At 66.9% G+C, this 11,898-nt stretch carries 13 protein-coding genes; 2 read left to right on the top strand and 11 right to left on the bottom strand.

From position 1 onward, the window contains the following. Window positions 1-67: 67 nt before the first annotated feature. Window positions 68-496, bottom strand: a complete 429-nt coding sequence (locus IB256_RS06820) for an Lrp/AsnC family transcriptional regulator (RefSeq protein WP_041712568.1) — start codon at window positions 494-496, stop codon at window positions 68-70. Between the two features lie 224 nt (window positions 497-720). Between IB256_RS06820 and IB256_RS06815 the strand changes: the two genes are divergently transcribed. Further along, on the top strand, window positions 721-2,403 hold the full coding sequence (locus IB256_RS06815; RefSeq protein ID WP_192401803.1) for a flavin monoamine oxidase family protein: 1,683 nt from the start codon (window positions 721-723) through the stop codon (window positions 2,401-2,403). A 102-nt stretch (window positions 2,404-2,505) separates the two neighbouring features. Next, a complete protein-coding gene (locus IB256_RS06810; protein WP_081516817.1) occupies window positions 2,506-3,291 on the top strand; it encodes a carbon-nitrogen hydrolase family protein in 786 nt (261 codons plus the stop codon). A 78-nt stretch (window positions 3,292-3,369) separates the two neighbouring features. Here the strand turns inward: IB256_RS06810 and IB256_RS06805 are convergent, their stop codons facing one another. From IB256_RS06805 to IB256_RS06760, 10 genes are all read right to left on the bottom strand, one after another. Then, the gene (locus IB256_RS06805) at window positions 3,370-3,741 is read right to left on the bottom strand and encodes a cytochrome c3 family protein (RefSeq protein ID WP_192401801.1); all 372 of its coding nucleotides are present in this window, start codon (window positions 3,739-3,741) and stop codon (window positions 3,370-3,372) included. After that, window positions 3,738-4,442: a ferric reductase-like transmembrane domain-containing protein gene (locus IB256_RS06800; protein ID WP_192401799.1), complete on the bottom strand. Its 705-nt coding sequence runs from the start codon at window positions 4,440-4,442 to the stop codon at window positions 3,738-3,740. The genes IB256_RS06805 and IB256_RS06800 overlap by 4 nt, the downstream gene beginning before the upstream one ends. A 332-nt stretch (window positions 4,443-4,774) precedes the next feature. Then, window positions 4,775-5,725, bottom strand: a complete 951-nt coding sequence (locus IB256_RS06795; protein ID WP_192295233.1) for a PDR/VanB family oxidoreductase — start codon at window positions 5,723-5,725, stop codon at window positions 4,775-4,777. 336 nt (window positions 5,726-6,061) lie between these two features. Continuing rightward, entirely contained in the window at window positions 6,062-6,802 is a 741-nt protein-coding gene (locus IB256_RS06790) for an SDR family NAD(P)-dependent oxidoreductase (protein ID WP_151186743.1), read from the bottom strand. 10 nt (window positions 6,803-6,812) lie between these two features. Beyond that, window positions 6,813-7,310, bottom strand: coding sequence for an aromatic-ring-hydroxylating dioxygenase subunit beta (locus IB256_RS06785; protein ID WP_192295231.1), 498 nt, complete (start codon window positions 7,308-7,310; stop codon window positions 6,813-6,815). Continuing rightward, window positions 7,307-8,590: an aromatic ring-hydroxylating oxygenase subunit alpha gene (locus tag IB256_RS06780; protein ID WP_192401790.1), complete on the bottom strand. Its 1,284-nt coding sequence runs from the start codon at window positions 8,588-8,590 to the stop codon at window positions 7,307-7,309. Before IB256_RS06780 ends, IB256_RS06785 begins: the two co-directional genes overlap by 4 nt. A gap of 10 nt (window positions 8,591-8,600) precedes the next feature. After that, window positions 8,601-9,752 carry an amidase gene (locus IB256_RS06775; protein WP_192295229.1) on the bottom strand — a complete coding sequence of 384 codons (1,152 nt, stop codon included), beginning with the start codon at window positions 9,750-9,752 and terminating at the stop codon, window positions 8,601-8,603. Continuing rightward, window positions 9,749-10,249 carry a nuclear transport factor 2 family protein gene (locus IB256_RS06770; protein ID WP_405307951.1) on the bottom strand — a complete coding sequence of 167 codons (501 nt, stop codon included), beginning with the start codon at window positions 10,247-10,249 and terminating at the stop codon, window positions 9,749-9,751. Before IB256_RS06770 ends, IB256_RS06775 begins: the two co-directional genes overlap by 4 nt. Before the next feature lie 3 nt (window positions 10,250-10,252). Beyond that, a complete protein-coding gene (locus IB256_RS06765) occupies window positions 10,253-10,624 on the bottom strand; it encodes a hypothetical protein (protein WP_045207771.1) in 372 nt (123 codons plus the stop codon). A 30-nt stretch (window positions 10,625-10,654) separates the two neighbouring features. Next, a complete protein-coding gene (locus tag IB256_RS06760; protein WP_192401788.1) occupies window positions 10,655-11,806 on the bottom strand; it encodes an acyl-CoA dehydrogenase family protein in 1,152 nt (383 codons plus the stop codon). Window positions 11,807-11,898 lie beyond the last annotated feature (92 nt).

Raw genomic sequence — 11,898 nt, 5'->3', positions numbered from 1 at the left:
TCACGATCCGCCGGCCCTGCCGGCGGGTCGCGGGCGTGGCCCGCCCTCTACCGGAAGCGTCCGCCCCTCACCGATCGATACGCGTCGACAGAATGATCGACGACATCGTCCGCTCCACCCCGTCCAGTGCGCCGATGCGGTCCAGCACCGCGTCCAGGTCACGGATCGACAGCGCCTCGACTATCACGATCATGTCGAAGTTGCCGCTCACCGAATGCAGCGTCTTCACTTCGGCAATCTTCTCCAGCGCCTGCACCACCTGGTGTGACAGCTTGGGCAGCGCCGTCACCAGCACGTGGGCGCGCACCAGTGACTGCGCGTAGCTGTCCGACACCTTGATCGAATAGCCGGTGATGACGCCCTGCTGCTCCAGCCTTTCGATGCGGCTCTGCACCGTGGAGCGCGACACCCCGAGCTTGCGCGCCAGCTCGGAGATCGACTCGCGGGCATTGGCGCGCAGCAGGTTCAGCAAGGCCGCGTCGGCATTTTTCGTCATATTGCTCATCGTATTGGTCAATCTGCCTGAAAGCTCCCGACAATCTTGCAGATTGTCAGGTTCATTTCAACGACGGCCTTTGCAATAGTGGACGCCACGGCGAGCCCTCAGAGCTCGCCATTTCTTTGCCCGCGCGCCATCCATCGACTGGTCCCTGCGGGCCGCGAAAAGCCTTGCCAAGCTGGTGCTACAAGCCGGCACGTCGAAGAAAAAGGAAGCCTCCAATGCTCAAGAACCGCCACCCCCACACCCCCGGCAAGAAACCGGTGACCATCTTCGGCCCGGACTTCCCCTTCGCCTTCGACGACTGGATCGAGCACCCCGCCGGCCTGGGCAACATCCCCGCCGAGAAGCACGGCCAGGAAGTGGCCATCGTCGGCGCCGGCATCTCCGGCCTGGTGGCGGCCTATGAGCTGATGAAGATGGGCCTGAAGCCCGTGGTCTACGAGGCCTCGAAAATGGGCGGCCGGCTGCGCTCGGAGACCTTCGAAGGCGCCGACGGCATCATCGCCGAGCTGGGCGGCATGCGCTTCCCGGTCTCCAGCACCGCCTTCTACCACTACGTCGACAAGCTCGGCCTGGAAACCAGACCCTTCCCCAACCCGCTGACCCCGGCCTCGGGCAGCACCGTGGTCGACCTGGAAGGCACCAGCCACTACGCCGAGAAGATGGCTGACCTGCCGGAAATCTTCCGCGAAGTCGCCCAGGCCTGGGCCGAAGCGCTGGAAGACGGCGCGCGCTTCTCCGAGGTGCAGGATGCGTTGCGCGAGCGCGATACGGTCAAGCTCAAGGCCCTGTGGGACGAGCTGGTGCCCAAGTGGGACGACCGCACCTTCTACGACTTCGTCGCCACCTCCAAGGCCTTCTCGCGCCTGTCCTACCGCCACCGCGAAATCTTCGGCCAGGTCGGTTTCGGCACCGGCGGCTGGGACTCGGACTTCCCCAACTCCATGCTGGAGATCTTCCGCGTGGTGATGACCAACTGCGACGATCACCAGCATCTGGTGGTGGGCGGCGTCGAGCAGGTGCCACGCGGTATCTGGAGCCATGAGCCGGAGCAATGCGCGCACTGGCCTGCCGGTACTTCCCTGGCCAGCCTGCACAACGGCGCGCCGCGTCCGGGCGTGAAGAAGATCGCTCGCGCCGCCGACGGCACCTTCGCCGTCACCGACTACTGGGGTGACACCCGCCACTACGCGGCCGTCCTGGCGACCTGCCAGACCTGGCTGTTGACCACCCAGATCGAGTGCGAGGAAGCACTGTTCTCGCAGAAGATGTGGATGGCCCTGGACCGCACCCGCTACATGCAGTCCTCGAAGACCTTCGTGATGGTCGACCGGCCGTTCTGGAAGGACAAGGACCCGCAGACCGGCCGCGACGTGATGAGCATGACCCTCACCGACCGCCTCACCCGCGGCACCTACCTGTTCGACAACGGCGACGACAAGCCGGGGGTGATCTGCCTGTCCTACTCCTGGATGAGCGACGCCATGAAGATGCTCCCGCACCCGGTGGAGAAGCGCGTGCAGCTTGCGCTGGATGCATTGAAGAAGGTCTACCCGAAGGTCGACATCGCCGGCCACATCATCGGCAACCCGATCACCGTGTCCTGGGAGGCCGACCCGCACTTCCTCGGCGCCTTCAAGGGCGCGCTGCCGGGCCACTACCGCTACAACCAGCGCATGTACGCGCACTTCATGCAGGACGACATGCCCGCCGAGCAGCGCGGCATCTTCATCGCCGGCGACGATGTGTCCTGGACCCCGGCCTGGGTGGAAGGCGCGGTGCAGACCTCGCTGAACGCCGTGTGGGGCATCATGAAGCACTTCGGCGGCGCGACCCATCCGGAAAACCCCGGCCCCGGCGACCGCTTCGCCGAACTGGGTCCGATGGAACTGCCGGACTGATCCGCGCCACTCCCCTGCCTTGACTGAACAGCGGCTCGCGCGGGGCCGGGATCGGGTGCAAACTGCCTGATCCCGGCCTTGCGCGTTTCGAAGGAGAACACCATGTACCTCGCCCTCTACCAGTGCCCACCCGGCCCCGACGACGTCGCCGGCAACCTGCGCCGCCTGGAGCAGGCCGCGCAACAGGCGGTGCAGAACGGTGCGGACCTGCTGGTGCTGCCGGAGATGTACCTGTCCGGCTACAACATCGGCGCGAAGCGTGTCGCGGAACTTGCGGAAAGCTGCGACGGCCCGTCGGCCCTGCGCATCGCCGAGATCGCCCGCGAGCACAAGCTCGGCATCCTCTACGGCTATCCCGAACGTGACGGCGACGCCATCTTCAACAGCGTGCAGCTGATCGACCGGCAGGGCGAACGCCGCGCCAACTACCGCAAGACCCACCTCTACGGCGACCTCGACCGCAGCCAGTTCAGCGCCTCCGATGAGCCGCCGGCGATCTTCGAGCTCGACGGCTGGAAGGTCGGCCTGCTGATCTGTTTCGACGTGGAATTCCCCGAGGCCGTGCGCACGCTCGCTTTGGCCGGCGCGGATGTCGTGCTGGTGCCCACTGCGAACATGCGCCCGTACGAATTCGTCGCCCAGGTGCTGGTGCCGACCCGCGCCTACGAGAACCAGGTGTTCCTGGCCTACGCCAACTACGTCGGCAGCGAGGGCGAAATCGAGTACTGCGGCCTGAGCAGCATCGTCGCCCCGGATGGCCAGGTGCTGACCAAGGCCAAGCAAGGCGAGGAGTTGCTGGTGGCCGAGCTGGACCCGCACCGCATAGCCCTGGCGCGCGAGGGGTACAGCTATGTACACCTGCGGCGGCCGGTGCTGTATCGCAGTTGAAAAAAGCCCGGCTGATGCCGGGCTTTCTTTTGCCCAAGAACAATCGTAGGGCGGATAACGCCACCGGCGTCATGCGCCCTACGGGTACAACTGCCCAGTTGTATCGCGGTGGCAAGCCTGGCAGCTGCGCACCGGCCCACTGGCGTGGAACGCCTGCAGACGCTGCAGGTGGCAGCTCTGGCAGAGCTGGTGGAAATCCGCCTCGATGCGTACGGCCAGCGCCGGGCTCTGCTTGTGGCAGAGGATGCAGGTGCGGTTGCCGGAGACCGAGGGCGACTGGTCCTGGTAGTCGTGGTGGCAGGTAATGCAGTTTACCGAGGCGTGCGGCTCATGGGGGAACGCCAGCGGCATCAGCGGGCGGCTGCGTTGCCAGTGCTCGTGGGCGAACCACGCCCCCGCCGACAGCGCCACGGCAGCGGTGACGCCAAGTCCGATCCAGATACGCCTCACAGCGGCAGCTCCAGATTCGCCAGCAGACTGTAGAGCGCCGACAGGCCGATGATCGCGCCGCTGGCCGCCAGCGCGATCCAGATGGCGCGTTGCGCCGTGTTGCGCTTGCGACCGCTGATACCGTTGACGGGCTTGGGCAGGCGCGGCCAGGCAGCCACCGCCAGCATCAGCGCCACCAGCAAGGCGCCCTTCCAGACTCCGCCGCTGTAGTAGCCCGCACCGAGCACATGGACAGCCATCAGCGACAGGGCGAGAAAACTGCCGCCGTAATGCCAGCGGCGGAACGAAGCGGCGCTGCTGCTCCAGCGCGGGCGGACGCGGCTCAGGCTGGAAACCGCCAGCACCAGCATCAGGATCGCCGACGCCAGCCCGGCCAGCATGTAGGCTGGGGCGGATGGCAGCAGGTCCTCGACCAGCAGCGGCTCATCGATCAGCAGCACGACGATGTGCACCAACAGCAATGCGACGGCAGCAAAGCCCAGGTCACGGTGCAGGCGCAGGAAGAACTTGCCCTCGTACAGCGGGCGCGGTTGCGGCCGGCCGCCAATCACGAACAGCAGCCCCAGCAGGCAGGCGCCGAGCAGCCCGGCGGCGTTGGCGAAATCCCAGGCATAGCCGAGCCCCGGCATGGCGCCGAGGCCAAGCAGGACGGCGACCGGCAGCAGGCAACCGAGCGCCAGGCGCGCGATCAGCGCAGGCATGGGGGACTCCGAACGAGGGACGGTCGCAGGAGGCTAGCAAGCGCCGACCAGGCGCGCGTGTCGATCCCTGCCAGACGAATTGCCGGCTCTGCCACACCCTGTAGGAGAGAGATTGCTCACGAACCGACGCCGGCATCTGCCGGGATCGTACTGCCACCCTGTAGGAGCGCCCCATGGGCGCGATCGCGGGCATGGCCCGCTCCTACACTGGGCTCCGTAGCCCGCCAGGAAACGCCAAACAGGATGGTGTGGAGCGCAGCGATACCCTTCAATCCGCACACCAGCAGCATGGGTATCGCTGCGCTCCACCCATCCTACAAGAGCGGTTCGGCTTACAGGTCCAGCACCAGCCGCGCCGACCTGGCGCGAGACACGCAGGCGCAGATCTGCTTGTTGGCGGCCTTTTCCTTGTTCGACAGGCAGTTGTCGCGGTGCTCCGGCTCGCCCTCCAGCACTTCGACGATGCAGGTGCCGCAGATGCCCTCGCGGCACTCGGTATCGATGTCGCAGCCATGGGCCTGCAGCACGTCCACCAGCGTCGAGTCCGCCGGTACGTGAAGCACCACGCCGGAGCTGGCCAGTTCCACTTCGAAGGAACCGGTCGGCGCCGCGTTGGCAGCCGGGTCGGCCTGGAAGTGTTCCAGGTGGATGGCGTCCTCCGGGCGGCTGCGCGCAGCGATCTCCACCACCTTGTTCATGAACGGCGCCGGGCCGCAGGTGTAGACATGGGCCTGTTGCGGCGCACGCTCCAGGCACTCGCCCAGCACGCGGCCGAGGTCGGCGGGTTCGACGCCGTAGTGAAGCTCCACCTTGCCGGCGAAGGCCTCGCTGGCCAGCAGTTCGACGAAGGCCGCGTGCTCGGCCGAACGGGCGAAGTAATGCAGGCGATAGGACTCGCCCCTGGCGTTCAGGCGGTAGGCCATGCTCAGCAGCGGCGTGACGCCGATGCCGGCGGCGAACAGCACGTGCTCGCGCGCTTCGGGCGCCAGGCGGAACAGGTTGCGCGGCGCGCCGATGTCCAGCTCCATGCCTTCGCGCACTTCGTGCAGCGCGCTGGAGCCGCCACGGGAGGCGCCTTCCTTCTTGATCGCTACCAGATAGGCCGCGCGGTCATCCGGCGGGCTGCACAGCGAATACTGGCGCGTCACCCCGGTGGGGCCGGTGACGTCGACGTGGGCGCCCGGCTCGTAGGCGTCGAACGGCTGGCCATCACAACGTACGAGGCGCAAGGAACGGATGTCCTGCGCTTCCTCGACGATCCTTTCGATTCTGACCTTCATCATGGCGTTACCTGCAAGGCGTTGAGTGCGGGCTCTGTGGCCCCTTTCCGGCCTCTTTTTCACGAGCGGACGGGTTGTCGATGTTGCTCTGGAGAGAGGTTTCCTCTCTCCGATTGATTGGTTTCGGAGCAAGGGCGCTGCCCTCACCCCAGCCCTCTCCCGGAGGGAGAGGGAGCAGAATGTGCCGGCTGACGATGCGGTTTCATCCTGCTCCAAACGGTCCCCTCTCCCTTCGGGAGAGGGTTAGGGTGAGGGGGTCTTGAAGCCCATCACCCAAGCCAGGAGCGAGCGTAGGGCGGATAACGCACAGCGTTATCCGCCGATCACTCAGCCAAAGCCTCAACGCATGAACAACCCGCCATTGATATCCCAGCAGGCGCCCGTCACCGATCCGGCGTTCTCCGCGCAGAGCAGCAGCACGCTGTCGGCGATGAAGGTCGGGTCGCCCAGGCGGCCGGTGGGGATGGTCTTGAGGATCAGTTCCAGGCGCTCGGGCGCCACGCTCTCGTAGACCACCGGCAAGTCCAGCGGCCCCGGCGAGATGGCATTGACGGTCACGCCCTGCCCCGAGAGTTCGCGGGCGAACACCTTCGTCAGGGTCGCCACGCCGCCCTTGGCCGCCGCATAGTGGCCGCCGGTGGCGGTGCCGCCGTTCTGTCCGGCCAGCGAGGCGATGTTGACGATGCGGCCATAGCCGCGCGCCGCGAAGTGCGTGCCGAACACCTGGCAGGCGACGAAGGTGCCGCGCAGGTTCACCGCCATGGAGGCGTCGAAGTCCTCCGGGCTGATGTCCATGAGCGCGGCCACCTTCGACATCCCGGCGTTGTTCACCAGGATGTCGGTGCCACCCCAGCGCTCGGCGAGCAGGTCACGGGCGCGTTCGAAATCGGCTTTCTCTCGCGCGTCCAGCTTCAACCCGACAGCCGTGCGGCCCTCGGGGTCGAGTTCGTCGGCCAGTCGCTGTACCGCTTCTTCGTTCAGGTCGGCCAGCGCCACGCGCAGGCCGGCAGCGTGCAGGCGGCGCGCAATGACTTCACCCAGCCCGCGTGCGGCGCCGGTTACCAGGGCTACTCGTTGCATGGTGCGGCCCTCAGAGCAGGAAGCCGAGCGCGTTGAGCGCGTCTTCGGCATTGATCAGGCGGATCACCTTGCGCTCCAGTCGCGGCTGGCCGTCATTGAGGCGGATGCGGTGATTCAGGTCGGCAATGAACGGAGTCGCCACACCGCGCTTGTAGGCGTAGAGCACCTGCGCCGAGTTCACCTCGACCAGGTCACCCGCCGCTTCCACCAGGGAAAAGCGCGAGATGGTACGCACGGTCTTCGCCGCGTCCACCGCCGACGGCGAATGGCCGCCGGTGAGGCGTTCGATACGCAGGGCGCGCATGCGCGCGTCGTCGAAGACGTAGTTCAGGCGCGAGGCGAAGTCATCGTCTTCTCCGTCGATCGGCACCACGTAGACGCCGTCCTCGCTCCACAGCTGCGACCACTGTGCGTAGTCCTTGCGGTCCAGCAGTTCGGCTTCGCGCCAGACGAATTCGATGGCCTTGGCCAGCGGGCCGGAGAAGCCGTTCAGGGTGTCGTTGCTCATTGGCTCATCATCCTTTTCCACATCTGGTACGCCTCGCGCATGCCGCCTTCGTCGGTGGCGTGGGAGACCTTGTCGCCGTTTTCGGCGACCACTTCGCGGTTCAGGCCACGGTTGACCAGGATCGGCGCGTCGACGCCGGCGTAGGAGCCACGCTGCACGCGGTCCCAGGCCTCGGCGTCATCCGGGCTGCCGAAGCCGAACGGGCCCTGGAAGTGCTCGTGGATGCGCATGCGCTCGCGGTTGGCGATTTCCGGGCCGCCGTCCATGCCCAGCGCGACGTGGCGAATTTCGGTCTCGGTGACGGAGATCGGCCGCAGCACGCGGAAGAACGACATGGACATGGCCACGTTGGGGAACAGGTTGAGGTTGAAGCCGGCGCCGTGCAGCGAACGGACGATGCGGCGCACCTGTTCCGGCGGCATGGTTTTCGACAGTTCCTCGGTGACGTGAGCGAAGCGCTCCTGGAGCTGCTCGGTGCCGTCGTCGTGGTCGAGGTCGACGTGCTCGGGAACCATCACCATCACGCTGTGGCCGTTGCCCAGGGCGTGGGTCACCGCCTGCTCGTCGCTCATGAACGAGAGCATCTCTTCGGTCTCTTCATCCACCGAGGACATGAACGACTTGTGCACGATGGGGAAGTGGTAGCCGTCGGTGGTGTTCTCCAGCTGGATCTTCCAGTTGCCGCGGAAGGTGAACTTGTGTTCGCCCTGGGTCTTGATCGGGTAGCCGGCGCCCTGCTTCATGAACAGGTCCATCCAGTGCTTCGCCCCGCCGAGGAATTCTTCGAGCGGCTCGATGTCGTCGTTGTAGGTGGCGAACACCATGCCGGCGTAGCTCTCCACACGCAGGCTGGTCAGCGGCAGCTCGGACTTGTCGAGGATGTCCTCGTAGCCGTCCGGGTACGGCAGCGCGCGCAGCTTGCCGTCCAGCGCATAGGACCAGCTGTGGTACGGGCAGGTGAAACCGGTGGCGTTGCCCTTGTGCTTCTCGCACACGGTGGCGCCGCGGTGGCGGCAGCGGTTTTCCAGGACGTTGATAGTGCCCTTCTTGTCGCGCACCACGATCACCGGGCGGCGACCGACGCTGGTGGTCTTGAAGTCGCCGGCGTTGCGCACTTCGCTTTCGTGGGCGACCCACACCCAGGTGCGGTAGAAGATCTTGTCCATCTCCGCTTCGAACAGCTGCGGGTCGTTGTACAGCGAAACATCGACGCGGTCGTCGCCGACCAGCTCTTCGACGCTGCGCGACCGGGCGATCAGCCGGTATTCGTGAGCGCTCATGCCCATCTCCTCATGCCGATTTCTTATGTTTTTGCGCAGGCCGCGTGGCAGCCAAGCTGTGTTCGAGTTGCGCGCCGAAGGCACACACACGTTCGTCGTCGCCCTTGCGGCCGACGATCTGCAGGCCGACTTTCAGCCCGCCGCAATCCAGGTCCACCGGCACGGTCAGCGCCGGGTGTCCGCTCAGGTTGAAAGGCCGTACCAGGGGCGTCATGCCGGCCACGGACTTGCCGTTGCGCGCATCGCTGAGCAGCGGCGGCAGGTCGGGCATGGTCGGCAACAGCAGGACTTCGAAGTCCTCCAGCGCGGCGTCGATGGCGCGGGTGAAACCGTCGCGCACCTTCTCCGCTTCGGCGCGCTCGGCGTCGGTGGTGCGGCTGGCCAGCAGCAGGCGCTGCTCGACATCGGCGCCGATCAGGCCCTTGCCGGTCAGCGCCGCATAAGCGGCCCAGTTCTCGTGGTTGATCACCACCAGCCCGGCCTGGAAGGCCGCCTCGAACTCGCCGAGGAACAGGTGGCTGCGGCGCCAGCCGGCGCGGTCGGCGGCGGCACCCAGGCAAGCCTGGATGTGCGGCGCCGATGGCACTTCGAGGAAGGCCACGCGGGCACCCTCGCCCGGCATCCGCACCTCGCCGAAGCCGGGGCAGATGACCTGCATGGCGGCGATCAGGTCGGCCATGTTGGCGGCGAACGGGCCGACGCAGTCCAGGCTGCTCTGCGCCGGATGCACGCCGTCGCGGCTGACCCGGCCGAAGGTCGGCTTCAGCCCGGCGATGCCACAGCAGGCCGCCGGTACGCGGACCGACCCGCCGGTATCAGTGCCCAGGGCGATATCCGCCAGCCCGGCCGCCACGGCAGACGCGGAACCGCTGGACGAGCCGCCCGGCACGCGGTCGGGCGCCATCGGGTTGATCGGCGTGCCGGTCCAGTCGTTGATGCCGGTGACGCCGAAGGCCAGTTCGTGAAGGTTGGTCTTGCCGACGATCTGCCAGCCGGCGTTGAGCACGGCGTCGACGACGAAGGCGTTGCGCTCGGCTGGCGCGGCATCGGCCAACGCGCGGGTGCCGCAACGGGTCGGGTAGCCGGCGATGTCGATGCTGTCCTTGACCGCGACGCGCTTGCCGCCGTTGCCGAGGAGGAACTCGCTGACGAAAGTGCTCATGGACGGGTCTCCTCTGCGCTGCCCAGCAGGCGCTGCGACAGGCGCTGGGTGCGGAAGTGACTGATCTGCCAGCGCCCGTCGATCTCGCGGAAATCGATGTCCAGGCGCGTGCCGAACAGCTCGGTGTGCCCCTCGGCGTAGGTCGAAAGCTGCTGCATGATCCATTGCCCACGAGCGGTGCGACCGTCGACGCGGATCGACTCGCTGGTGAGGAAGTGCAGGTTCAGCGTGAAGTGCGGCGACGGCGGCAGGTAGCCGAAGACGAACGCGGCAATCGCCTCGCGGCCCTGGTGATGACCGAAGGTCTGCGCCGTGGAAGAGCCGATGCCCTCCCACACCGCGTCCTCGCTGAACAGCTCGGCCAGCTCGCTCATCGCCACCGGCGCATGCGGCACGTCGCAGAGGTCCATGTAGCGGGCCATCAACCGGCGCACCTGGCTTTCCCCTTCGAGGGTCTCCAAGCGGCGGTTCAGCTCGGCCATGCTCAGGCTGCTCATGGCTCAGGTCCGCGCGGCTTCGGGAATGGTCAGCGGGCGGCCGATGCGCGCCTCGACCTTGGCGTACTTCCACAGGCTGTACTCGCCCACCGGAGTGGTGCGGAACAGGTTGCAGGCGTCGATCACGGTCTGGTGGCAGTCCACGTCGGCCATGATGTAGACGGTCCAGGGCGAGGTAGTGGACGGGCCGACCATCAGGCGGTCGTCATCCAGCACGCCGAGCACGTTCATGCCCGGCAACGCGCCGAGGTCGCCCATCATCTGCGAGAAGCCCTTCCACACGGTGATGCCTTCACCGGTGGGCAGGTCGAAGAACGGCTGGGCGATGCCGATGCAGAACAGTACGCGCAAGGGTTCGGTGGTGGGACGGGTCATGGCTCGGTCCTTAATTTTTATGGTTCGAAATCAGATGTATCCGGGGAACGGCGGCACATCGAGCAGCACCGCGCCGGCGCCGTCGTACATGCCATCGCTGAGGAAGGCGTGCTGGGTGACCACCATGGCGTCGCGCAGGTAGCGCTGCAGCGGGTGGTGCATGTAGATCGCCGTGGTGCCGGCCAGGGTGTAGGCACGGCGCACCACGTCGGCACCGGCGCGGGACACGTGCACGGCGGACAGGCGCAGCTGGCTGACCTGCTCGGGACTGACCGCATCGCCGGCGAGGATGGATTCCCAGACGGCCTCGGTGGCGTCATAGAAGAAGCCGCGCGCGGCCTGCAGCTCGGCTTCGGCCTTGCCGATCTCGATGCGCACGTAGGCGCGGTCACCCAGTTTGGGCGCGCCGGTCACGCCGCTGGACGACGCCATGCGGGTGATCTCGTCCAGCGCCGCGCGGGCCAGGCCGAGGTTCACCACGGCGAGTACCTGGGCGGCGTAGGCAATGGTCGGGTAGCGGTACAGCGGCTCGTCGATGTTGGATTCGCCGCCACGGATGAAGGTCCAGTCGTCCGCGACGAAGGCGTTGTCCAGTTTCAGGTCGTGGCTGCCGGTGCCCTTGAGGCCGACCACGTTCCAGTTCTCGACGATTTCCACGTCCCTGGCACGCAGCAGCGCGGTGCGCGGCTTGCCGCCCGGCCCGCCGATACCGATGCCGACGCCGAGCACGTCGGCGCCCTTGCAGCCGCTGGCGAACTTCCAGGTGCCGCTGACACGCCAGCCGCCTTCCACCTGGGTAGCCGGCTGGATCGGGAACAGGCCACCGGCGAACACCAGGTCAGGGCCGTCGGCATAGAGCTCGGCGAGGGTGTGACGCGGCAGCGCGGTGAGGTAGGTGCTGGCGCTGCCGAAGCTGGCAACCCAGCCGGCGGAGCCGTCGGCTTCGGCGATGCGCTCGACCAGACGCAGGAACTGGGCCGGCGGCAGCGCGTCGCCACCGAAGCATTTGGGCGTGGCGGCACGGTAGATGCCCACGTCGCGGAAGCGTTCGATCATGTCGCGCGGGACAAAGGAGCGGGTGTCGAACTCCTCGCGACGCTGGCGGACTTCATCCAGTACGCGCTGGAATTCGAGGGCACGGCCGTCCGCATCGAGCGGTTCGGCGAGGGCGGCACGCAGCATGGCGTCATCTCCGGTTGTTCTTGTAGGGCCAACCCGTTCGATGCGGGCCGGTCTTCGTTGGGGCCAGTGTATGAACCGCCCTGCCCGCCCAA

This window comes from Pseudomonas sp. PDM17 (assembly GCF_014851985.1).
Classification (GTDB): domain Bacteria; phylum Pseudomonadota; class Gammaproteobacteria; order Pseudomonadales; family Pseudomonadaceae; genus Pseudomonas.
Note: the sequence above shows the minus strand (reverse complement) of the source record. Positions and strands in the feature narration are given on the sequence as shown.

Coding starts and splice junctions, on each gene's coding strand:
- IB256_RS06785 (WP_192295231.1), bottom strand. CDS start 7,310: ATGAGCAACGACACCCTGAACGGCTTCTCCGGCCCGCTGGCCAAGGCC.
- IB256_RS06765 (WP_045207771.1), bottom strand. CDS start 10,624: ATGACCCGTCCCACCACCGAACCCTTGCGCGTACTGTTCTGCATCGGC.
- IB256_RS06820 (WP_041712568.1), bottom strand. CDS start 496: ATGACGAAAAATGCCGACGCGGCCTTGCTGAACCTGCTGCGCGCCAAT.
- IB256_RS06775 (WP_192295229.1), bottom strand. CDS start 9,752: ATGAGCACTTTCGTCAGCGAGTTCCTCCTCGGCAACGGCGGCAAGCGC.
- IB256_RS06800 (WP_192401799.1), bottom strand. CDS start 4,442: ATGCCTGCGCTGATCGCGCGCCTGGCGCTCGGTTGCCTGCTGCCGGTC.
- IB256_RS06760 (WP_192401788.1), bottom strand. CDS start 11,806: ATGCTGCGTGCCGCCCTCGCCGAACCGCTCGATGCGGACGGCCGTGCC.
- IB256_RS06790 (WP_151186743.1), bottom strand. CDS start 6,802: ATGCAACGAGTAGCCCTGGTAACCGGCGCCGCACGCGGGCTGGGTGAA.
- IB256_RS06770 (WP_405307951.1), bottom strand. CDS start 10,249: ATGAGCAGCCTGAGCATGGCCGAGCTGAACCGCCGCTTGGAGACCCTC.
- IB256_RS06795 (WP_192295233.1), bottom strand. CDS start 5,725: ATGATGAAGGTCAGAATCGAAAGGATCGTCGAGGAAGCGCAGGACATC.
- IB256_RS06810 (WP_081516817.1), top strand. CDS start 2,506: ATGTACCTCGCCCTCTACCAGTGCCCACCCGGCCCCGACGACGTCGCC.
- IB256_RS06815 (WP_192401803.1), top strand. CDS start 721: ATGCTCAAGAACCGCCACCCCCACACCCCCGGCAAGAAACCGGTGACC.
- IB256_RS06780 (WP_192401790.1), bottom strand. CDS start 8,590: ATGAGCGCTCACGAATACCGGCTGATCGCCCGGTCGCGCAGCGTCGAA.